A 23620-nucleotide genomic window follows, 5' to 3' on the forward strand; every position below is an offset into this window, starting at 1 on the left:
GATAAGGCCAAATATTATGTCTAATAACGATACCGCTTTTGATAAAAAACATTTTGTCGAACTCAAACACGTCACCAAACGTTTTGGCAGCAATACCGTGATTGACGACTTAAATCTGGCTATCCCGAAAGGCGAGATGGTCACCCTGCTCGGCCCATCCGGTTGCGGCAAAACCACGGTCCTGCGGCTGGTAGCTGGATTGGAGAAACCCTCTGGCGGCCAAATTTTTATCGACGGTGAAGATGTAACCGACAGATCTATCCAGCAGCGGGATATCTGTATGGTGTTTCAGTCCTACGCCCTGTTCCCCCATATGTCATTGGGGGAGAACATTGGTTATGGCCTGAAAATGCTCGGGCGACCGAAAGATGAAATTCGTGAGCGGGTGCAGGAAGCATTGGCACTGGTGGATTTAGAGGGCTTTGCTGACCGTTTTGTCGACCAGATCTCCGGAGGACAACAACAGCGGGTGGCACTGGCGCGGGCGTTGATCCTCAAGCCCAAAGTGCTGCTATTTGATGAGCCACTGAGTAATCTGGATGCCAACTTGCGCCGCAGTATGCGCGATAAAATCCGTGAATTGCAGCAGCAGTTTAATATCACCTCGCTATATGTCACCCATGACCAAAGTGAAGCTTTTGCCGTCTCTGATACCGTTTTGGTGATGAATAAGGGCAAAATTATGCAAATTGGCGCGCCACAAACACTGTACCGCCAGCCGGCTTCCCACTTTATGGCCAGTTTTATGGGGGATGCCAACGTCTTCCCGGCGCAAATCAACAGTGACAGTGTTGAAATATTGGGTTATCACATCCCACGCCCGCCAGCATTTGCCGCCGGACACCAGCACGCCACAGTGGGCGTGCGGCCAGAGGCCATCACCCTAAGCCAGCAGGGCGAACCCAGCCAGCGATGCACCATCAATAAAGTGGCCTATATGGGGCCGCAATATGAAGTTTTGGTGGATTGGCATGGGCAATCATTGCTGCTGCAAGTAAACGCCACGCAACTGCAACCGGCCCCTGGCGACAGTTATTATCTGCAAATCCATCCGTATGGCATGTTTGTGCTGGCGGATACCCCCGAATAAAAGGATAGGCGGGCAGCGTAAAGCAGGGCTGCCCGCCCCTTTATCGGATACCTGCTCGCTATTTCTCGCATAAATATTGAGCTAAAAGCCAAAAATCTCAATAAGTTGCACAAACTCTAAGCAAACAATTCAAATTTACGGTTTCCCCTTTGACATGTCCCAGATACCCCGCTATTATTCGCCTCGTTCACACGATTCCTCTGTAGTTCAGTCGGTAGAACGGCGGACTGTTAATCCGTATGTCACTGGTTCGAGTCCAGTCAGAGGAGCCAAATTAGAGAAGCCCGCTTAAGGAAACTTAAGCGGGCTTTTTGCTATTTTGCATTGTGACCTCTGCTTTCCCCCTCTCTAATCAATGTAGGCGCAGCTTCACCCTGATGGCACTAGCAGGTATAGTGGACGAAAACATTAGCAATACTCATGGAGGAGAGATAATGGTCACCGTTTACGTTGATGGGGAAAATAAAACCGCGCAACTCGCTGACTGGACGCTGTGTTATCACAATAATAAAAAATGCCTTCAACTCACCTGTCACTTCCCTTCAGGGAGATCTTTTACCCGGCCATTCAGTGCTTGCCGTGTTGAACCAACCACTCTCGCCAATGGCACACTGCTTATCAAGAAAGGTCAGCCCAATGTCCATAGCATCACCCGTGCGGAGATAATTGGGCATAAATACGCCCTTATTTATTATCCGAACTCGGAACGATGCTATGTGATGAAAACAGATGACGTCCAGATCCTTTCGGCAACATCGTTAAAAAATGACGCCGTTTTCACCTATTTTCGCCATGTTGCCCAGCAGCGATTACTTCACGCCACTCATGACAAACAGCCCATCGCCGAAAATATGCTGCGGCAGTTAGATAAAATCGTGGCCCATCCTGACACGGCATTAGAAGCCTACTGTTGCAGCAAAAATACCTCACGGCAGACGCCAGACAATTTCATCTATCCTTTCGGTCTGAATGAAAGCCAGATGAAGGCAGTGGAACAGGCGTTTAGCACCCAAATCTCAGTCATTGAAGGGCCGCCGGGAACGGGAAAAACCCAGACCATCCTCAATATTCTTGCCAATATCCTGATTCAGGGCAGCAGCGTGGCGATTGTCTCCAATAACAACACCGCCGTAGATAATGTTTATGAGAAGCTGGCGAAGGTCAATCTGGATTATGTGGTTGCCCGGCTGGGTAGTGCGGATAATCGGCTTAAGTTTTTTGCCAGCCAACCAGAGATGCCGCCAGCACCTCCGCTACCCGCCCCTGAAATCAACGCCATTATGGCGCAGTTGACTCGACTAAAAAGCTATCTTCGCGCCCAAAATGACGTGGCACAACTGCGCGCTGAGATTGATGAACTGGGCATTGAAGAGAAATATCTCAACCAGTGGTTACGGTCTCACGGCATCACAAATCATCCTCGCGTTGAGCATTATGGGTTGACGCGACATAAGATCACCGATTTCATGGCCTTTCTCCAGTCACTGGCGACAAACCGCATTAGCTGGCGCAACCGGCTGACGCTACTATTCAATTTTGGCATTGTGAAAACGCAGCCATTGAATACTATCGAGAAACGTCAGGCGCTGTTCTTCGCCTTGCAGCGCAGCTACTACGCCAGCCGTTTACGACAAGCACGCGATATGCTGGCAAAAAGCGAACAAATTTTACAAGACAATGATGTCGCGGGCTTGCAACAAGGCCTGACACAGGATTCGATGGCGTATCTTCGCGCACATCTTAGCCAATCTATCGTGCCGAATGACACTCTCGGCGACAGCAACTACCAGAAAGTTTTTGCTGATTTTTTACAACGCTATCCTGTGATAGGCAGCAGCACGCACTCCATTATTAATTCGCTGGCCCCAGGCACCTTGCTGGATTACGTGATTATTGATGAGGCATCACAGCAAGATATTCTGCCCGGTATTTTGGCCTTAGCCTGCGCCAGAAACGTCATTGTGGTGGGTGATCGCAAACAACTTTCTCATGTTCCGGATGAGCTACCCCTGTCCGCCCCTGCGCCACATTATGATTGTGTCAGCCACAGTTTGCTGGATTCGCTGCTCGCGCTGTATGGTGCTGCGCTCCCCGTCACTTTGCTTAAAGAGCACTATCGCTGTCATCCCAAGATAATTCAGTTTTGCAATAAACAGTTTTATGACAATCAGCTGATTGCCATGACCCGTGATAGCGGTGAACCCGCGCTGTCGCTGGTGGTGACAGCCAAAGGCAACCATACCCGCCACAACAGCAACCTGCGTGAGCTGGAGTCACTCTCCGCGCTGGCGTGGGACGAGATAGAGAGTCGTGGCTTTATCGCGCCCTATAATGCTCAGGTGAATCTCTCGAGCCATACCCTCCCAGCTGATTTCATTAGCGCGACAGTGCATAAGTTTCAGGGGCGCGAGTGCAAAGAGATCGTGTTTTCCACTGTGTTGGATAAGAGAGCAAACCCCAAGGCACTGGGCTTTGTCGATGATCCACAACTCATCAATGTAGCGGTTTCACGCGCACAAAAACACTTCACGTTGGTGACTGGCGACAATGTCTTTGCCGGCAATAATCAGCATATCGCCGCACTGATCCGCTATATGACCTACTACGCAGATGAGAACCAGGTGCATTACAGCCCCGTGGTCAGCGCATTTGATCTGCTCTATGTTGAGTATGATCGCTCACTAGAAAAGCTGAAAAACCGCCTCAATCCCGACGATTCTGACTTTCGCTCTGAACAAATTGCCGCGCAACTGATCAACGATGCGCTGAAGCAACCCGTTTATCGTACCCTCATTATGCATGCCCAAATCCAACTCAGACAATTGATCACCCATGTAGATAACCGTTTCACTGCCCGGCAACAGGAGTTTATGGTACAAGGCGCAAGTTGCGATTTTGTTTTTTACTATCGGGTAGGAAAGCAGCCTTTGGCCGTAATTGAGGTAGATGGCGGTTATCATGACAACACGGAACAACATGAACGCGATGCGCTGAAAGATGCCATTCTGGGCAAATGCGGCATTGCATTACTGCGATTGAGAACCATCGATAGTCAGATTGAAGCCAAAATAGCGGCGTTTCTGACAAGGGTCTTGCAAGAAGATACTATTGAGGAAGGCGCACTGTAGTTGATCTGCTTAGCCATCTAACCGTCGCTAATGTAATATCATTAATTGAATTATGTTGTGGGGCGGTGCCATTATCAAAGTGCTAGCTATCCTCCTGATATTTATACCAGAATAAAAAGCAGTGTCGATTATAGAATTTTCCTACACCCCAACCCGAAAAATCGTATATATTTACATTTAGAATTATAAATTAACTATTTCTCATCTGTTTTCCTGAATAATTCTTTTTTATTTCAGTAAATAAAATCCTAACTCGTTTATAATCAAATCACTAGGTAGAATAAGTCCAATGGGCCGGAGTGAGTCCCGTAACCTATACATAAGTAAGAATCTTTTCTTGATAATCTATAATTAGAGATTAGAATCACCGAAATAGTACTTTGGGCATCGGCAGTAGCGGTTCTTGTTTATCTCGTCTTGGGTAATCATTGGGAGTCTATCGGTGCAAGTGAGGGGCAGTGAATTAACCCTGCGAATCCCAAGATATAACAGTTTATGGAGATAACATGACAAAATCAGTGATGATAGTTGATGACCACCCGGCTATACGAGTCGCCATTCGGGCATTACTATCACAAAGCAATGAATTTTCAACAATTTATGAATCTGTCGATGGTAGCGAAGCACTAGAAGTATTAAAAAATAATCCTGTTGATTTAGTCATCATCGATATTGAATTACCTAATTTCGATGGTTTTTCATTGCTAAAAAAACTGCAACAACGTGGGTTTACCGGTAAATCTTTATTCTTATCCGCCAAAAATGAGCAAGTTTTTGCGGTGCGGGCATTACAGGCTGGTGCCAACGGATTCATCAGCAAAAATAAAGATATTAGCGAAATTCTGTTTGCAGCACAGAACGTATTACGTGGGTATTCATTCTTCCCATCTGAAGCTTTGACCCAATTAGCCGGGCAACCTTCGAGCCATGATCCTGTCAATCGGGCGCGTTTGTTATCTGAGCGAGAAATTAATGTTTTACGTTATCTGGTAAATGGCTTGTCTAATAAGCAAATTGCCGACGAAATGTTTATCAGCAACAAAACTGTCAGCACCTATAAAACCCGTATCCTGACCAAATTAGGGTTAAGTTCTGTAATTGAACTGGCAGATTATGCGCATACCCATAATTTGGTGTAGTTCAGCCTGGTCTGGTTTCCGACGAGCCGAGTCTTCTTTACGTAGTGGGTTTTCCTTACTCATTTTACTATGCTGCTTGCTGTTACTTAGCGGGCAACTTTATGCCGCCGTGATGACCGGCCGTCAGGGGTGTGACACCGGGCAACCCCTGTCGATACACAGTATCGCCAATAGTTACAGCGAAGACCTATTACTGACGCCCTCCACCGACACACGCCAATCGAGTCGACGCACGGTGAAAGTGGGCGTGGTGATTGATGCCAATACCCCATTTGTGGTTAACCGTGATGATAATTCCATCGAAGGTATTGTCGCCGATTATCTAAAAATCATCAGTGAGGCCAGTCAGTTATCCTTCCAGATGATTGGTTATTGCGACTACGGATTAGTGTTAAATGCGTTGGAAAGTGGTCAAATTGATTTAATGGCCGGAACCCCGATGCCGGCTCAGCCGGGGTTGATCGCCTCCCATGCATTCTTTACTAATCGGCATGTTGAAGTCCGCAGCAAAAATTGGGACCCAACCAAACGCACCCATCCGGAAACAGTGGCTATCGTCAATAATGAGCCGCTCTCACCAGAATTTTTATTTAATTATCATGCCGATAAAATTGTCGCCTACCCTAACCAGTTACAAGGGTTGCTGGCTGTTGCCTATGGTAATGCTGATGTATTTGTCTCTAATGCCACCTCTGCCAACTATTTAATTGACCAATTGCAGTTGCTTACATTGCAAATTCGCAACTTTGCCCCTTACCACCCGGCCCCCTATACATTCCTGGCGAGGGAAAGTAATCAAAAACTCATTGATTACATTAATCAGATTCTAGAACTGCTACCCACCCGGGCGACCGGTGATATTCAGCAGCGTTGGTTTGGTAGCAAACATCATTACAATATTGATGCTAAGTTGCTCTTGACCGAACAAGAAGTTAGCTGGATTCAGCAACACCCGGTGGTGAGTTATGTCGCCCCCCTTGATCTGGCCCCCCTGATTTTCCGTGATCGCCAGACCGGCGAAATGGCCGGCTTCTCCATTGACCTTATCGATATTATTTCACGGCGGACCGGACTTAAATTTGAACCGGTATACACCAAAGATAGTGGTGAAGGGGTACGTAATTTTATCGCCGGTAAAATCGATATGCTGCCGATTGTGGCCGTCCGTAACGGTATGTATGGGCACAATCTTTACTCCTCGCCGGTCGCCCAATCCCTATGGGGCATATTGACCCGCGAAGATCGCATTGATATCAATAATGTGGCCGATCTGGCAGGGAAACGGGTAGGCATACAGGCGGGTAGTGCTTCCAGTGGGATTATTGGTAACCCCTTATTGGCCCAGAAGATTACCTTTGTTCAAGCCCCCGATACCATGACGCTGGTGCGTTGGTTGCAGCAGGGAAAAGTTGATGCGGTCCTCAAAAATATGATGACGGCCAACTACTTATCCGCACAGAATTTCAGTCCTAATATTAAAACCGTGGCGGTCGCCGGTGAAGAGCCATTGATGATGGCATTTGGCATCAGCCCAAGGCTACCTGAATTAAAAGCCATCATTGATAAAGTGATTGAATCTATTCCGCCGGAAGAGCTAGATAATCTGATCAGCGAGTGGAGCACTTTCAAACCTAACCCTGCGAGTTTCGATAACAACTCATTAGATAATGAATTACTGATGGTCGCGCTGAAGATAAGTTCAGGGCTATTATTGGTCTTCGGTTTATATCTTTGCTATCTGGTATTTAACAAGCGCCGTCAGGCCATGTTGTTACATACCCGTTTACTGCAACAAGAGTCCATCATTAATGCCCTACCCTTCGCTGTATTTATCCGTGCCAAGAATGGGGATCTTGCGGTGTATAACAGCCACTTTGCTGCCGCGCATCAGGATAAGCTGAATGATATGCTCAATCAGAAGAGTGAGTCAGCCCACTGGCCGATGACCAGTCAGCTCGATCGAGAGATAGACCGATACTGCCGTTATGTCTTGCTGGATAGAAAACCGCAAATGGTGGATTTGTCTCTTGAGATTAACGAAGAGTTGCGGGATATCTTTTTGTGGATTATTCCGCTGGATAATGCAGAGCGCAGTTTACTGGGCGGCTGGCTGGATATCAGCCAACGTAAAACGGTTGAGCGTGAATTGGAAGCGGCCCGTGTCGAAGCCGAAAGCGCCAACCGTACTAAAAGCACTTTCCTTGCCACCATCAGTCATGAACTGCGCACCCCCATGTACGCCATTATGGGCTTGCTAGAGCTGGAAATTCGCAGTGAGCAGCCGGTCGAAAAAAATACCTTAGTCACCGTATCTAAAACAGCGCAGTCCCTGATGCTACTGCTCGATGACATTATCGACTCCGCCAAGATTGAGGCCGGCCAACTGAGCGTTCACCCGGCGGTGGTTGATTTCCGCCAAGAGATGGAGCGGATGTTCACTATCTATCAGCCGATTGCCGATGAGCGCGGACTACGATTCTCTGGCTGGCTGGATGAGCAGATCCCGGCGTTGCTGATGGTCGATATGCTGCGAGTGCGGCAAGTCATGGGCAATCTGTTGGGCAATGCGCTGAAATTTACCGAGCAAGGCGGTGTCTCGGTGGATGTCACTTGGGAGCCGACGGATAGCAAACATGGCGTAATGAATATTGATATTACCGATACCGGTATTGGCATCTCGTTGGCCGCGCAGGCCACACTGTTCCAGCCATTTAGTCAGGCTAATGAAGGTAAATCACCGCGCTTCGGCGGCTCAGGATTGGGGCTTTGGATCTGTCATCAGTTGATTCATAAGATGGGTGGGCAAATTATCCTGGAGAGCCAACTGGGTAAAGGCACCAGCCTATTTATTACCTTGCCGCTGGAGATAGCCACTGAGGATGATATACCGCAAGATACGACTATTTTACATGCTGATGAAAAGCAGCTAAATCACTTAAAAAACCTACGTGTTTTAGTGGTGGATGATTTACCGGCTAACCGTCAATTACTTCAGCAGCAACTTGCTTTTATTGGGATCGAGCAGGTGATGAGCGCAGAGAATGGCGCGGAAGCTTGGCAAATATTGCAGCATTATAGCTTTGACGTGATCATCACCGATTACAATATGCCATTGATGAATGGGTACGAGCTGGCCGCCCACATCCGTAGCAGCCCAACGATAAAAGAGATGATCATTATTGGCTGTACCGCAGATGCGCGGGAAGAGAGCACGGCGCGCTGCTCTGATGCAGGGATGAATGATTGCATGATCAAACCGGTGACCATCGACACCTTGCGTACCGTGCTGCTTCGCCAAGAGATTATTGGTGGTATGAGCATGGGCCATCATCATACCGCAGGTGATAATCCTGTTAGCCCAGAAAATAGTGAAGCAGCTAAATTACCCCACTCCCCAGTGACTACAGCACAAGATAAATTAAGGTCGCTCTCTGGAGGCAGTGCTGAGGTGGAGTTGCAGTTATTACAATCATTATTGGAAAGTCATTCGCAGGATACCGAGGCGTTGACACAGCGATATCACCAGTTGGCGGCGGATAATAACGCAATTTCTGATGATATTTACAAAGAGATGGCAAGTCTGGTGCACCGGATTAAAGGCGGTGTACAGCTGATTGATGCACAAGCACTGGTGGAGAGCTGTATTAAGTTCGAATCGCTGCTGCATACACATGATAAGCCGGCAATTATCACGCACGGAGTCGAATATCTGGCACTGTTAACCGAGACTAACCAATTATTAATTGAGCTACTGGCTTCATACACCAAAATAGGTATTAGTGATGCAGTAAAATAGGCAGTAGTGATGTAGTAAAATAGGTAGTAGTGACGCGATAAAATAGAAGTTTATTGCCTGCCACCATTAAAACCCGTCAGAACTTTTGGCGGGTTTTCTTATTTATCCGATAATGACTCTTGCTTAGGATAAAAGCCAAATTGCGTCACCAGACAAGAAAATCAACCTAACATAATAAAATAAAACGATTTTATTATTCTTCCATTTTTAACCGGATCTGTTCCTACATATTTTGTGGGAAATTTCAGATATAAAACAAGGACGCATCTCATTCTCCTCACCTCAATTTCCCCCTACACTAGCATCGGCCCAAAAACTGAACAGAAAAAACGAAATAACGGCTAATTCTATTCAACTGAATGATCGCTCGTTCACTGAATACAAAAGGCTCGTATTTGCCAAAATATAAATCATAAATTTAAGTAGGAATTCATGGGAAAAACTCTAATGGCGTTGGTGCTACTTACCCTACCGGGTATAGCGTTAGCCGCCACCTCAAATAACACGATTAAGTTTCAGGGCGAAGTGGCCGAACAGACTTGCATGGTTGATATTAATGGCACAGCTAACACCCCGGTTGTTTTGTTACCCACAGTCTCAACTAGCAATCTGAATCAAGTTAATTCTGTTGCGGGTAAAACCAATTTCACGATTAACCTCACCGGCTGCAACATTGCCATTCAAGACACCAAAATCAGCTCGGTTTTTCAGGGAATGAACGTCACGAGCGCAGGTAATTTGGGTAATGTCGGTACAGCACAAAATGTTGCAATTCAGCTACTTGATACTCATGGCGCACCGATTCGCATGTCTGGCGGTAGCGTTGAAGTCCCCGGTATCACGCTAGTCGCTGGTGCAACATCCGCATCACAAGATCTGGCAGCACAATATATTACGGAAGAGGGTCGTGCGACGGCAGGGAGTGTCATTGCATCTGCTCAATATGCGATCACTTATCCCTGACTATTCATGAAATCGTCCGTTTCATGAAGATGTTGGCCAACCGGTAACGGAGCCTAAATAAACCAGAAAAAACCAAGGATAAGTAAGCGCTATGACACTGACTGCCCACAAAATTATCGCCTGCACGTTGTTGCTGCTCAGCGGCGTACCCTTATGGACAAAAGCCAGTGTTGTCATGACTGGGACTCGTATTATTTATCCTGAAGGCACACGGGAAAAAGTATTACAACTCAGCAATAAAGATGACTACCCTAACCTAGTCCAACTCTGGATGGATGATGGTAATAATCAGTCTTCGCCATCAAAAAGTGATGTTCCTTTTACATTGACACCACAGATATTCCGCATGGAGCCACAAAGCGGACAAGTGATACGGCTGGCATATATTGAGCGGAATTTGCCCAAAGATCGGGAATCAGTGTTCTATCTTAATTTTTTGCAGATCCCGGCATTAAAAGCAGATAAACAGACGGAAAACAAACTGGTTTTGATCGTGAATAATCGACTGAAAGTCTTTTACCGCCCTGCCGCACTAAAAGAAAATGTCGATATATTAGGTGAAAAAATCCAAGTCACGCTGGATAGCGTTACCGGTGATAAAATCAAGATACATAACCCAACGGGTTATTATATCAGCCTACGTGATGCCAAACTGGTCAGCGATGGAAAAACCATTTCGTTTGCCACCAGCGAAATGTTTGCTCCCAATTCAACCACTGATTTAGCCCTCCCCGCCGGGGTTAAGGCCAAAAAGGGTGAATTGCTGACGCTGAACGTGGTTAACGATTATGGCACCAACATCCCCTGTAATTATCATCTGTAATCGACCCGTGATGATAACCCAAAATCGACTCCGGCGCAGGGATAGCCAGTGAGGCATACCTCTTGGCTATCCTACTTGCTAACACACGGCTTGTTAGTCAGTTATAGCCTGTCAGCAGCGGATGGGCATCATCAAGATGAATACGTGTTTGAGGATGCGCTATTGCGTGGTTCCTCTCTCGGCTTAGGCTCTATATCTCGCTTTAATAAAAAAGATAGTTATGAGGCAGGCAAATACCAAGTTGATCTCTATACGAACAACAAATTTGTCGATCGTGTTGAACTGACCTTTATCGCGAAAGGTGATGACACGGTTCCCTGCCTATCAGGTGCGCAGTTGCTACAAGCCGGCGTGGAAGAATCCGCACTGAAACAGGCTAATTTGGAAGATAACTGTCTGGATTTCAAAACCATTCTTCCTGCCAGCGATTATCATTTTGATTACGCCAAATTACGTTTTGACCTGTCGGTTCCGCAGCTATTTGTTAAGAAAATGCCGCGTGGATATGTCGATCCGCGCAATCTCACCTCAGGCGAGACTATTGGTTTCAGTAATTACAACTTCAACCAATATCACGTGGGCTATAACAAAGATGGCATTAAACGCGCCACTGATTCGAGTTATCTGAGCCTGACCAACGGAATCAATGCCGGTATGTGGCGTTTTCGTCAGCAAGGCTCTTTGCGTTATGACCAGGCTCGAGGGGCGAACTGGACCTCTAACCGGCTGTACAGCCAGCGCGCACTGCCGTCGATTGGCAGTGAAGTGACCGCCGGTGAAACATTCAGCGCCGGTCAGTTTTTCTCAAGTATGGGGTTTGCCGGCATCGCGCTGGCAACCGATGACCGCATGTTGCCTGAATCACAACGTGGCTATGCCCCTGTGGTGCGCGGCATTGCCAGAACCAACGCCAAGGTGACGGTATATCAGAATAACCGCTCGATTTACCAAACTACCGTTTCACCGGGGCCGTTTGAGCTTGATGATCTATCGGCCACCAATTTTGGTGGTGACCTGACCGTCGAAATTCAAGAAGCAGATGGCAGCCTGAGTACCTTTCAGGTGCCCTTCTCTTCGGTGCCTGAGTCATTGCGACCTGGCTACTCGCGCTACAGTTTTGCGGCTGGGAAGGTTCGTGATCAGGGCAATCATGAACTCTTCAGTGAGCTGACCTATCAGCGTGGCCTCAGTAATGCCATTACAGCAAACAGCGGTTTGCGCCTGGCCCCCGGTTATCAAGCCCTCATGCTGGGCGGCGTCTTTACCCACTATATTGGTGCCTTAGGGCTGGATGTCACTTATTCGAAGGCCAGCTTGCCTGATGATGAGAAACAGAGTGGCTGGATGGCGCGAGCCGCTTTCAGCCGCACCTTTGAGGCCACCAACACCACGCTCTCGGTGGCGGGTTACCGCTACTCAACCGAGGGCTATCGTGATTTGAGTGATGTATTAGGCGTTCGGGCCGCCACTCATGGCAAAGTTTGGAGCTCCGGCTCTTATCAACAGCGCAGCCGAGCTGAAATTTCGCTTAATCAGAGTTTTAACCGTTACGGTTCACTCTATTTAACCGCCTCCTCGCAGGATTACCGGAGTGACCGCAAACGGGATACCCAGTTGCAGTTGGGCTATGCCAATACCCTATGGCGCGATACCAGCTTCAACCTTGCGGTTTCACAACAAAAAACCGGGGGTGGCAGCAATGAAGTTTACTTTGTCGACCCCGGCAGTGGTATGCCCGCAGCAAATGGCGCAAATCTGCTCGGCGTCAGTGAAACCCTGGTGCAGATGTCCGTCTCATTCCCGCTGGGCGGTAGCCCACGTGCGCCCTATATCTCAGCCGGCGCGGTCAACAGCCAGGCCAGCGGTGCCAGCTATCAGACCTCATTATCAGGTGTGATGGGCGATGACCAATCAGCCAGTTACAGCATGGATTTTGCCCGCAGTGAGCAGAACAAAGAGAACACCTTTAGCGGCAGTTTACAAAAGCGGTTACCCGTGACCAGCCTGAGCGGCAGTGCTTCCAGCAGCCCGGGTTATTGGCAAGGATCAGCCAGTGCACGAGGCTCGGCGGCCTTCCACAGCGGCGGTATCACGCTAGGGCCGTACCTGAGCGATACCTTTGCCTTAATCGAGGCCAAAGGGGCCAGCGGGGCCAAAGTGATGTATGGGCAAGGTGCACGTATTGACCACTTTGGCTATGCCCTAGTGCCCACCCTGACGCCCTATCGCTACAACACGATTACGCTCGATCCTGATGGTATGGATTTCAATACCGAACTGCGAGATGGCGAGCGGCAGATTGCGCCCTATGCCGGTTCTACGGTGAAGGTCACTTTCCGCACATTGAGCGGATATCCGGTGCTGATTAACGTCAGGCTCGCTGACGGCAGCCAACTGCCCATGGGCACCGTGGTTTATAGCACCGACGGCAGTGCCGATAGCGGGCACGATAACAGCAATCAGGAACATGAAGTCGGAATGGTCGGCCAGGCCAGCCAGGCCTATTTACGGGCGGAAACCCCTCGTGGGACGCTCATGCTGGCATGGGGGGATGCCGCCGATGAGCGGTGTAATCTTGATTACGATTTAGGCACCCCCAACAATGATCAGCAGCTTTATAAACTCGATGCCTTGTGTGTCGTTACTCAGCCTTGAATCAGAGAAATAGTATGGATCCTATGACAACCCACCGCGCTACGTTAGATCGACGCCGCCCCTTATTCTCTCAGGGTATGGGATTGTTTTTGGCATTCGGCTTACTGGGTGTGACGCTACCCAGTTATGCGCAATGTATCTGGAAAGGTGCCAACATCGGCGGCGATAACTACGGTGCCTCCTTGCAGTTAGGCAATATCAATATGACGAGCAACTATATTCAGCCCGTCGATTCTATTCTGGCCTCCAGTATTATTAGTTTAGTCCCCGCCCGTTTCTGGGCAGATCCAGAAGCTGTTATCTATGAATGCGATATCGCCGATAAAGAGAGCATTTTCGAAGTTTTCGCCACAAATGGCGACAGTAATGTCGGCGGCTACACCAATATGGGGGATAACTATTTTCAGACGTTCTTCCCTTATACCGCATTGAAATTGATTCATGTCGATTCAGGTATTGAATTCAGCCGTATCTGGCAACAAGTGCCGCTGAAGAAATTCGATGTGGTGGGCAATAAGATTCAGATTAAAGGCAAGCATTTCAGCCAGATCCGCGCTGAATTAAAAAAGGTGGGTTCTGTAGACCGCAACCCCGGCCCCTCGACCTGGGGATGTCCGGGGCCAGCAGCAGATAACTACTCCGGCAGCTACACCTGCAATCAACCCAACGGGTATGTGGTTTTCAAAGGCCCCGGTATGCCGGTGCCGGAAGCCGGGTATGATTCGGCGACTAATTATCAAACATGGGGGAGTGGGCGCTATATGGCGTTTGGCATGAATACCTCGCCGGTCGCCGTCCTGACACGTAAAAATACCTGCGTGGTGCGCAACGTCACGCCTTATGTGGTTTTCCCTATCATCACCGTGAATGAACTCAACAATAACCAAACACGCAGTGCCGATATTACGGTGGATATTGAGTGCCAATCCGGCACGGAGTCGGGCATTAGTAGCGGGCAAACGGCGCTGGGTATCCAAACCTCATTACCGGGCTACCTGAAAGCACAGAGCTTAGGGTTGGTGAACGCGGCCGGTGGCGTAAGCTACCTACTCTCCGACCATTACGGCACTGATAGTCGCATTGCCACTGGGGTGGGTATCAGCTTGAGTGACAGCAATGGCGCGGCAATGAATTTTGTCGGCTGGGGCGGATGTGTCAGCAATTGCATCACCGGTTCCAGTGCTGCGGGTTGGTATCCCATCTTAACGGGGGCCAGCGCCAATGGCAGTAGTGCCGCCGGCTATAACAACTACTCCCATCACTTCACCGCCACATTGAAAAAACTGCCTAAGGGCAGCCCAACAGCCGGTAAGATAGATGCCACCGCTTACGTTTTGGTGAAAATACAATGAGATATTTATGCTTATTTTTACTCATGTTAACTATCAATCAGCACGCTTCGGCCGGTTTAGTCGCGGGGGCGACGCGCATGATCTATCAGCCCGAGTCGCGCGAACGCACTCTGATGTTAGCGAATACTAATGATTATCCGGTGGTGGTACAAACCTGGATTGATGATGGTGATGTAGACAGCACACCAGACCAAAGCAAAGCGCCATTTATGGTGTTACCGGCAGTATTTAAGATGCAAGCGGGCGCGGCTCAAGGGCTACGAATTATCAATAAGGGGGAGAATCTGCCTACCGATCGGGAGTCAGTTTACTGGCTAAATCTGTATGAGATACCGCCAAAAACGCGGCGTAATGTCGAGGCCCATGCTCAGGTGGCGATGGCGATGAACACCCAGATGAAGATTTTTTATCGCCCCGACGGGTTAACGCCATCACCGGCCGAAGCACTGAAAAAAGTGAGTTTCACCCTCAAAAAGCAAAATAATGAATATGTTATCATCGCCCACAATCCCACGCCATATCACGTCTCTTTCGGCCAGATTCAGCTGCAAAGCCAGCAAAAAAACGTTCTGGTCGCCCAAGAGATGGACATGATGGTGGCCCCATTCGCTGATCGCCAGTACCATTTTGAACAGCAGCCCACATCACTTAATGGTGAAGTTACCCTGAATTATATTTATTTCAATGATGCGGGCAATGAGGTCAAAAATAGCCAGCGAGTGAAAGTGACAATGTAACAAATCGCTTTTTTGCCGGGCTAACGTGAGGGAAATCTTGACTTGAGTGGATACCTACCCGTGACAGTGGAGGCTTAAATCGTTATTTCAGCCCGCCACGGGAGGTGCTTAGAGGATGTTATTCGGCGCGGAGGCCGTTTCCAGCAGTTGGTGACAATAATCCAGATTTAGCGCCCTTTCTTCTTACGCCCTGGCTGGGCAAAGCGCTTACGGGACGCTGCGTTACCGTCAGGTTTTTCGGTTTTTTTCGGCCCGCTGATGCTCACTCTTTTCGCTTCAACGGCCTTAACCGGCGCTTTTTTTACTGGTTTTTCGTCGGATGATGAGTTTTCAATCAGCCTAAATAACTCGATGAGTTCATCTTCGGTCAAATCTCGCCATTCACCCTGCGGCAGCCCTTTCAGACTGATATTCATGATGCGGACACGTTCTAGCTTGGTAACTTCATAGCCAAAGTGCTTACACATGCGGCGAATCTGGCGATTAAGACCCTGCACCAGGGTGATACGAAATACAAAAGTGGCCTCTCTCTTCACTTTGCATTTCTTAGTCACCGTTCCCAGCATCGGCACTCCCGCCCCTAAACCGAGAATAAATTCGTCAGTCACTGGCTTGTTGACGGTCACAACATACTCTTTTTCGTGATCGTTCCCAGCACGCAGGATCTTGTTGACTAAATCGCCGTGATTCGTCAGTAAAATCAGCCCTTGCGAATCTTTATCCAGTCGCCCGATAGGAAAGACCCGTTTGCTGTGGTTAACAAAATCAACGATGTTATTCTGCTCTCCATCTTCCGTGGTGCTTATTACGCCGACTGGCTTATTCAGCGCAATCAGCACCAGGTCCTCTTCATTACGCGGCTCGATAATCTGACCGTTAACTTTCACCACATCTCCGGCAGAGACCTGAACGCCAACCGTAGCACGCTTGCCGTTAATAAAAACATTGCCTTGTTCTATGTAGCGATCAGCATCGCGTCGAGAACAGATACCGCTCTCGCTAATGTATTTATTGAGACGAATGGAGGAGTTAGTCAGCATGATACCTTCGCAAAAAGCGGAACTATACCTTATCCGCGTGAGGATGCGAAGCTTGGTCGGGGGAATAATGTGAGCGGCTTAACAAGGGGGATAACTTGCAGGATAAATAGCAAGTTTGCTGAAAAACAAGCCAATAAGCTCATTCTCTCAGCAAACGCGCATTTATAACGTTTTTCCCCTTTGACATGCCCCTGATACCCCGCTATTATTCGCCTCGTTCACACGATTCCTCTGTAGTTCAGTCGGTAGAACGGCGGACTGTTAATCCGTATGTCACTGGTTCGAGTCCAGTCAGAGGAGCCAAATTAGAGAAGCCCGCTTAAGGAAACTTAAGCGGGCTTTTTGCATTTCAGTTTATCCGCGTTGCAATTTATCCGCGTTGCAATCCGTAGGGTGCGATAACACCATCATTCGCAATCAGAGTTCTGGGACCCTGGTTGCGCCGCATCCTTGCGGCCTAACATTTACGCCAACCCTAGCAGAGTATTGAGTTGTGCTATCTGCTGCTGCCAATGCTGTTGTAACTCGGGTTTCTGATGCTTGGGTTTACGCGCTAAATCCTCCTCCAGCTTGCTTTCCAATTCCAGTAGTGTCGCCAACAAATGCTCCTCTTCGCTTTCCGCTTGTATCTCGGCTGGCAATATTGTCGCTGAGTGAGTTGTCGTCGTGGGAGCAACTGGCAGCGATTTATCAGCCAAAATGGCGTAAACCGGTTCTAAATCGTGCCACTCCTCCAGCCGCTGTTGATTGATTAGCCAAAAACGATTGCAGCTTTGCTCAATCAATGTGCGGTCATGGGAAACCAACAGCACCGCGCCACTGAATGTTTTCAGCGTGTCGGCCAGCTCCTCTTTGCCTTCCATATCAAGGTGATTGGTTGGCTCGTCGAGCAGCAATAGCGAGTAGTTAGCCAATGTTAGGCCGATAAACAGTAATCGCGAACGCTCGCCGCCACTCAGCGTATTAACCCGCTGTTGATGTCGCAGGTAAGGGAAGCCCGCTCCGATTAATGCCATTTTTCGCTGCTCTTCCGTTAGCGGTGCGAACGGTGCCAAAGCCTCGGTTAATGTATCCTCATCACGCAGTTGTTGCAGGCTCTGATCGTAATAGCCCACACGCACTTTTGGATGGAACACCAGACCGGCATCAGCGGCCTCTGGCCGGCTAACCGCCCGCCACAAGCAGTGCAACAATGAGGATTTGCCACAGCCGTTACGTCCAACCAATGCAATACGATCACCGCTTTTTACCCGCAATTGATCCAACTCAAACAGCACCGGGGCCAGTGGCGCAGGTCGCACCTGCAGAGCAGATAGTGCCAGCACTCGGTCTGCCGGTAAAGCCTCGCCGTTGAGACGCAACTGCCACTGGTTGCCCGCCGTGAGTTGGGTCTGCTCATCCTTAAGTCGATCGACCTGTCTCTCCATTTGCTTCGCCTTACGCGCCAGTTTTTCGCTGTCATACACGCTGCCCCAAATAGCCAGCCGTTTGGCGCTCTTTGCCACCCGATCAATCTCCTTCTGTTCAGCCTGGCGGCGCTGGCTATCCGCGATATCTTTTTCCGCTAACGCCTGGCGCGCTAAAGTGCAAGGCAGACGAATGAACTGTAGATTTTTGTCGCGCAAGATCAAAGTGCAGTTGGTGACATGGTCTAGCAAGCTGCGATCATGTGAAACCAGAACAAAACTGCCTGTCCAATTCAGCAGAAACTGTTCCAACCACAGCAGCGTGGGTAAATCCAGATGGTTACTGGGTTCGTCCAGCAGCAGCAAATCGGGTTGGCGGATCAGCGCCCGGGCCAATAGCAGTCGGGTGTGCTCTCCTCCGCTCAATGTACCGGCAGTCAATTCCCAGTCGGCCTCGTCAAACCCCAAACTGGCGAGCAAAACTTCAGCTTGCCAGCGTTCGGGTTGATGCAGGCTATTGGGCAGATGGTTGAGCACCGCATCCAACAGAGTGCAGTCAACCAGCATAGCGGGCAGATGTTGTTCAACGCGTGCCATCAGACACTGGTTGGCAAGGGTGATAGTGCCAGAGGTGGCGGGTAAATCCCCGCTGAGGATTTTTAGCAGTGTGCTTTTGCCACTGCCGTTATGGCCAATCAGGCCGATGCGGTCACCTTTTTTCAGGCCAAATGTTATCTCAGTCAGCAGTGGGCCGAAAGTGTTGTCGTAGCAGACAGATTGTGCAGAAAGTAATGTAGTCATTGCTTACTCAAGTTTTACAGGCAAAAGATGCCGATCGTCAAAAAAACTGACGATAACCAGTAAGCTGGAGGGAAGTTCTCAGTGTGTTAGTTAGCTTCGCTCAAGCAGGTTATCGCAGCACGATACCGGTAATGCTTGAGCAAGCACGATCACTAAAGACGAGTGAATAAAGAAACAATTCACGGGTCAACATAGTAATCCTCCTTAAATAGCGTTGGTTAATGAATAAACTGATTATATTGAGGTTTCTGCCATTACGCCAGTGTCAGCCTGTAGCTGAATTGTTGTCACTAGATGGGTGGATTCAGCATCTAAGCCATTATGTTGCAAGTCAATGGCTTAGATACCAAAATGGGAATGGCTGTTACGAATTTATCGCTTTTTTGGAATCCAGAGCACTGTGGATCGCCGCTTCCAATTCATTGACTTCGAATTTTGCTACGTAGGCATCCGCCCCAACTTTGCGGACATGATCTTCATTCGCACTACCAGACAACGATGAATGGATAATCACCGGAATATTCTTCAGAAACTCATCGCGTTTAATATTCAGCGTCAATGTAAAGCCGTCCATCTCTGGCATTTCCAAATCGGTTAACACAAATGCGATTTTATCCGAGATAGGCCGGCCCTCGGCCCGCGCCTCATCGGCCATCTTACGAATTTTATTCCACGCCTCCAGACCGGTGATATGCATCACGGCGGGAATATCCATCATCTTCAAGCCTTGTTCCAGCATCGAACGTGCTACCTTCGAGTCCTCAGCCACAATGGCGACGGAACCCGGTTTCAGATCAAACGCCTTGGTTTTCTCACTGTCGATTTGGACATTGCGATTAGCGGGAATGATGTCATACAAAATCTGTTCAACATCCAGCACCAGAGCCAGACGGTTACTTGCAGTGTCGTTATCCAGCCGCGCAATACTGGTGATGTTGCGACTATTAACACCCGCATCCGCAGCCAGCACCTGACTCCATTCAAGGCGGACGATATCATCAACCGACTCCACCGCGAATGCCTGAGTACTACGAGCATATTCGGTCACCAGCAGAATATTTAATCCGGTTTTTGGCTCACAACCGACAATAGCCGGGAGATCAATCACAGGAATAATCTCCCCACGAATATTCGCCATCCCCATCATTGGCGATGCCATGCCCGCCGCCTTGGTTAGCGTCGGCATGGGCACAATTTCACGCAGCTTAAACACGTTGATGCCGAACAGCTCGGATTTCTCTTCATCTTGCGACTCGCCCAAGCGGAACAGCAACAGCTCAAACCGGTTCGATGAGGTGAGGTTAGTTCTCTCCTCTATCTCTTTTTGAAAATTATCCATACTTTCCCCAATGCGAATGAAGATTGATAAGTAGTAACAAGGCGAATTAAGTCATTCGGAAAATAAGGAATAACATTCTGCTTATCTCTTTATCGGCAATCGGCAGAAAATGATTAATCATTCGGCTTAAGAAGATGCGTCGTGCCACTCCAGCCAGCGCCTTGACCGCTGGGGTTATGCCACTGGTCGATAGCGCCACAACCAGCGGCCTGTAGACATGCGGCGATAAAACAGTACGCCGCGTACTATCCAGTCGAGGAACATCCCCATCCAAACGCCAGTGACGCCAAATCCCAGTGTTATCCCCAAGATATAACCAACAATAATGCGGCAGCCCCACATTCCTGCCAGCGCCACCCACATGGTATAACGGGCATCCTTCGCCCCTTTCAGGCCCGATGGTAGTACCCAAGAGGCCGCCCAGATCGGCATAAACAGCGCATTTATCCAGATCAGATGCTTCACCACATTGATGACGCCCGGTTCGTTGGTATAGAGAGAGGCCAAAAATCCAGCACTGGGGATCGATAGCAGCGCGATAAAACAGACGCCGACGGTGGATAGCCAAAAGATATGTTTGAGCTGGCGAATTGGCTGCAAAATCTGCCCTTTCCCCAATCGCGTGCCGATGATGATAGTCGAACTGTATCCCAGCGCATTGCCCGGCAGGTTAATCAGCCCGACGATTGAAAAAGCAATAAAGTTACCGGCGATCACTTCGGTGCCCATTCCCGCAACAAAGCGCTGGGTAATCAGCTTGCCGATACTGAACATCACGGATTCAACACTGGCGGGGATCCCGATGCTCAGCACCTCAAACATAATGGCCGAGGTAAAGGGCAAAAAATAGGCATTGAAGGGGATACGCAGAGTATTATTGGCACCGAAAATCAGCACCAGAACCACCACCAGCGCGCCGATATAGCGTGCAAGCGTGATACCAATACCCGCGCCGATAAAACCTACTCCCTGCCAGCTAAACAGGCCGTAAATCAGCACGCTACTGATAACAATATTGAGAATATTCATCGCAATATTGATAAACATCGGCAACCGCGTATTACCGGCCCCCCGTAGCGCACCACATCCCACCAGCGTGATCGCCATCGCCGGATAGTTCCAGACCGTCAAATTCAGGTAGGTCAGTGCCATGGCCTTAACGGCGGGATCGGCCTGATTCGCCATCAGATTGATAATGGCCTCACCGGCAAAATGCACCAGCAGCACCAAGAGTAAGGAGATTAAAACCAGCAGAGAGATGGATTCGCGGGCCGCCGTTTGCGCTTGCTTGCGCTTGCGCTGACCGAGACTGAATGACACCACCACCGATGTCCCCAGCGCCACTGAGGCAAAGAAAGCGGCAATCAGCATATTGAAGCTGTCAGCCAGACCCACCGCCGCCATCGCCTCTTTGCCCAGCCAACTCACCAGCAAAGTGCTGAACACCCCCATCAACAGGACGCACAGCCCTTCAATAAACAGTGGGATCGCCAGCGGCGTTATCTCACGCCAAAATAGTACCCGGTAGGATTTTCGTTTTTTATACCACGCGCTTTCGCGAAAGATTTTCAACTTAACTGTCCCTGAAATCACGCCCAATTTGCTTACACCCGCGCTTTTCACCACTATGGTGAAATATCCCGATGCGCCGGTTTACAATGGCGGTTTTCCGCTTTAAATTTTAACGTGTTACACGCGATAAAAAATCGATGTAGATATCATAACAGAACGTGAAATTAATTTAAATGAAACGGAATTTCACCAAAGTACAAATTAAATACTTATGCAATAAAATTCACATAAATATGCAAAATATCTTTGACTCTACTACCGGTTTTGCGATATCAATGTAGCCATTGAAACCTTTGCCAGACTGACCTAATTCATACAGGATTTAATTGATGACAACTATTCTCAAACACCTTCCTATTAATCAGCGTGTTGGTATTGCTTTCTCCGGTGGCCTGGACACCAGTGCCGCGCTGCTGTGGATGCAGAAAAAAGGGGCAATTCCTTACGCCTATACCGCTAATCTGGGTCAGCCTGATGAAGAGGATTACGATGCTATTCCACGTAAAGCGATGGAGTATGGTGCAGAGAAAGCCCGCCTGATCGATTGCCGCAAACAGCTGGTCGCTGAAGGGATCGCCGCGATTCAATGTGGTGCCTTCCACAACACCACCGCCGGTGTCACCTATTTCAACACCACCCCGCTGGGCCGTGCCGTCACCGGAACCATGCTGGTCGCCGCCATGAAAGAAGATGGCGTGAATATCTGGGGTGATGGCAGTACCTATAAAGGTAACGATATTGAGCGTTTTTATCGTTACGGTCTGTTGACCAATGCTGAGTTGAAAATTTACAAGCCGTGGCTGGATACCGATTTCATCGATGAATTGGGTGGCCGCCATGAGATGTCCGAATTTATGATTCAATCTGGTTTCGACTACAAAATGTCGACCGAGAAAGCCTACTCCACCGACTCCAACATGTTGGGTGCGACTCACGAAGCCAAAGATCTAGAGTTCCTAAACTCAAGCCTCAAAATCGTTAACCCGATTATGGGCGTGAAATTCTGGGACGAAAATGTGGTAGTCAAAGCGGAAGAGGTCTCCATCCGTTTTGAGCGCGGTTATCCGGTGGCACTGAATGGCGTGACCTTCGACGACAGCGTCGAGTTGATGATGGAAGCTAACCGCATCGGTGGCCGTCATGGTCTGGGCATGAGCGACCAGATTGAAAACCGGATTATCGAAGCTAAGAGCCGTGGCATCTATGAAGCCCCAGGGATGGCACTGCTGCATATTGCTTACGAGCGCCTGCTGACCGGTATTCACAACGAAGATACCATTGAGCAATATCATGCCAATGGCCGTGTTTTGGGCCGTCTGCTGTATCAAGGCCGTTGGTTTGATCCACAAGCGCTGATGCTGCGTGATTCAGTCCAGCGTTGGGTTGCCAGCGAAATTACCGGTGAAGTGGCACTGGAACTGCGTCGCGGTAATGACTACTCCATCCTCAATACGGTCTCCGACAATCTGACTTACAAACCAGAGCGTCTGACCATGGAGAAAGGGGAGTCTGTGTTCTCACCAGATGATCGTATTGGTCAGTTGACCATGCGCAACCTGGATATCACCGATACCCGCGAGAAGCTATTTAACTATGCTGAGACCGGATTGTTATCAACTTCTGCAACCACCGGTTTGCCGCAAGTGGATAATAATAATCTGAACGTGCGTGGCATTCAGGATAAGAGCAAGTAATTACTCTGGTTAAATACCAACCGGATCAGTTTTAAATGATCCGGTTTTTTTTAGCGGTGGCATTCCAGCTTAGAAGCCACATCAA

The 23620-nt window shown here is 48.9% G+C and carries 14 protein-coding genes and 2 tRNA genes; 12 read left to right on the forward strand and 4 right to left on the reverse strand.

The annotated features are described in order from the left end of the window. Positions 1-16 precede the first annotated feature (16 nt). The 10 genes from fbpC (at position 17) to AACW11_RS14185 (ending at position 15683) form a co-directional block, all read left to right on the forward strand. Positions 17-1090: a ferric ABC transporter ATP-binding protein gene (gene fbpC, locus AACW11_RS14140; RefSeq protein WP_212584522.1), complete on the forward strand. Its 1074-nt coding sequence runs from the start codon at positions 17-19 to the stop codon at positions 1088-1090. A gap of 196 nt (positions 1091-1286) precedes the next feature. Next, positions 1287-1362: transfer RNA gene (locus tag AACW11_RS14145), tRNA-Asn, on the forward strand. Positions 1363-1524: 162 nt separating this feature from the next. Beyond that, a complete protein-coding gene (locus AACW11_RS14150; RefSeq protein ID WP_212584523.1) occupies positions 1525-4218 on the forward strand; it encodes an AAA domain-containing protein in 2694 nt (897 codons plus the stop codon). 506 nt (positions 4219-4724) lie between these two features. Beyond that, the gene (locus AACW11_RS14155; RefSeq protein ID WP_212584524.1) at positions 4725-5357 is read left to right on the forward strand and encodes a response regulator transcription factor; all 633 of its coding nucleotides are present in this window, start codon (positions 4725-4727) and stop codon (positions 5355-5357) included. Between the two features lie 79 nt (positions 5358-5436). After that, positions 5437-9153, forward strand: a complete 3717-nt coding sequence (locus AACW11_RS14160; protein ID WP_212584597.1) for a response regulator — start codon at positions 5437-5439, stop codon at positions 9151-9153. A gap of 432 nt (positions 9154-9585) precedes the next feature. Further along, positions 9586-10116 (forward strand): fimbrial protein, encoded by a 531-nt coding sequence (locus AACW11_RS14165; RefSeq protein ID WP_212584525.1) that lies wholly within the window; start codon positions 9586-9588, stop codon positions 10114-10116. Positions 10117-10207: 91 nt separating this feature from the next. Next, positions 10208-10939: a fimbrial biogenesis chaperone gene (locus AACW11_RS14170; protein WP_212584526.1), complete on the forward strand. Its 732-nt coding sequence runs from the start codon at positions 10208-10210 to the stop codon at positions 10937-10939. A 48-nt stretch (positions 10940-10987) separates the two neighbouring features. Further along, entirely contained in the window at positions 10988-13594 is a 2607-nt protein-coding gene (locus tag AACW11_RS14175; protein WP_212584527.1) for a fimbria/pilus outer membrane usher protein, read from the forward strand. A gap of 77 nt (positions 13595-13671) precedes the next feature. Next, positions 13672-14946, forward strand: a complete 1275-nt coding sequence (locus AACW11_RS14180; RefSeq protein ID WP_445285826.1) for a fimbrial protein — start codon at positions 13672-13674, stop codon at positions 14944-14946. Then, positions 14943-15683 (forward strand): fimbrial biogenesis chaperone, encoded by a 741-nt coding sequence (locus AACW11_RS14185; RefSeq protein WP_212584529.1) that lies wholly within the window; start codon positions 14943-14945, stop codon positions 15681-15683. Before AACW11_RS14180 ends, AACW11_RS14185 begins: the two co-directional genes overlap by 4 nt. 167 nt (positions 15684-15850) lie before the next feature. On the opposite strand, the gene rluF is transcribed toward AACW11_RS14185, so the two are convergent. Further along, positions 15851-16723, reverse strand: coding sequence for a 23S rRNA pseudouridine(2604) synthase RluF (gene rluF, locus AACW11_RS14190; RefSeq protein WP_212584530.1), 873 nt, complete (start codon positions 16721-16723; stop codon positions 15851-15853). A gap of 227 nt (positions 16724-16950) precedes the next feature. Between rluF and AACW11_RS14195 the strand changes: the two genes are divergently transcribed. Next, positions 16951-17026 (forward strand) — tRNA-Asn (locus AACW11_RS14195). Between the two features lie 161 nt (positions 17027-17187). Here AACW11_RS14195 and AACW11_RS14200 read toward each other — a convergent pair. The 3 genes from AACW11_RS14200 to AACW11_RS14210 all read right to left on the reverse strand — a co-directional run bounded on the left by AACW11_RS14200 (position 17188) and on the right by AACW11_RS14210 (position 21841). After that, positions 17188-18930: an ABC-F family ATP-binding cassette domain-containing protein gene (locus AACW11_RS14200; protein WP_212584531.1), complete on the reverse strand. Its 1743-nt coding sequence runs from the start codon at positions 18928-18930 to the stop codon at positions 17188-17190. 364 nt (positions 18931-19294) lie between these two features. Next, positions 19295-20269: a chemotaxis protein gene (locus AACW11_RS14205; RefSeq protein WP_212584532.1), complete on the reverse strand. Its 975-nt coding sequence runs from the start codon at positions 20267-20269 to the stop codon at positions 19295-19297. Positions 20270-20443: 174 nt separating this feature from the next. Continuing rightward, positions 20444-21841: an EmmdR/YeeO family multidrug/toxin efflux MATE transporter gene (locus tag AACW11_RS14210; protein ID WP_212584533.1), complete on the reverse strand. Its 1398-nt coding sequence runs from the start codon at positions 21839-21841 to the stop codon at positions 20444-20446. Positions 21842-22170: 329 nt separating this feature from the next. On the opposite strand from AACW11_RS14210, the gene argG reads away from it, so the two are divergent. Further along, positions 22171-23535 (forward strand): argininosuccinate synthase, encoded by a 1365-nt coding sequence (gene argG, locus AACW11_RS14215; RefSeq protein ID WP_212584534.1) that lies wholly within the window; start codon positions 22171-22173, stop codon positions 23533-23535. Positions 23536-23620: the final 85 nt, after the last annotated feature.

Source organism: Yersinia sp. Marseille-Q3913 (assembly GCF_963892745.1).
Classification (GTDB): Bacteria; Pseudomonadota; Gammaproteobacteria; order Enterobacterales; family Enterobacteriaceae; genus Yersinia; species Yersinia bercovieri.

Coding starts and splice junctions, on each gene's coding strand:
- fbpC (WP_212584522.1), top strand. CDS start 17: ATGTCTAATAACGATACCGCTTTTGATAAAAAACATTTTGTCGAACTC.
- AACW11_RS14150 (WP_212584523.1), top strand. CDS start 1,525: ATGGTCACCGTTTACGTTGATGGGGAAAATAAAACCGCGCAACTCGCT.
- AACW11_RS14155 (WP_212584524.1), top strand. CDS start 4,725: ATGACAAAATCAGTGATGATAGTTGATGACCACCCGGCTATACGAGTC.
- AACW11_RS14165 (WP_212584525.1), top strand. CDS start 9,586: ATGGGAAAAACTCTAATGGCGTTGGTGCTACTTACCCTACCGGGTATA.
- AACW11_RS14170 (WP_212584526.1), top strand. CDS start 10,208: ATGACACTGACTGCCCACAAAATTATCGCCTGCACGTTGTTGCTGCTC.
- AACW11_RS14180 (WP_445285826.1), top strand. CDS start 13,672: ATGGGATTGTTTTTGGCATTCGGCTTACTGGGTGTGACGCTACCCAGT.
- AACW11_RS14185 (WP_212584529.1), top strand. CDS start 14,943: ATGAGATATTTATGCTTATTTTTACTCATGTTAACTATCAATCAGCAC.
- rluF (WP_212584530.1), bottom strand. CDS start 16,723: ATGCTGACTAACTCCTCCATTCGTCTCAATAAATACATTAGCGAGAGC.
- AACW11_RS14200 (WP_212584531.1), bottom strand. CDS start 18,930: ATGACTACATTACTTTCTGCACAATCTGTCTGCTACGACAACACTTTC.
- AACW11_RS14205 (WP_212584532.1), bottom strand. CDS start 20,269: ATGGATAATTTTCAAAAAGAGATAGAGGAGAGAACTAACCTCACCTCA.
- argG (WP_212584534.1), top strand. CDS start 22,171: ATGACAACTATTCTCAAACACCTTCCTATTAATCAGCGTGTTGGTATT.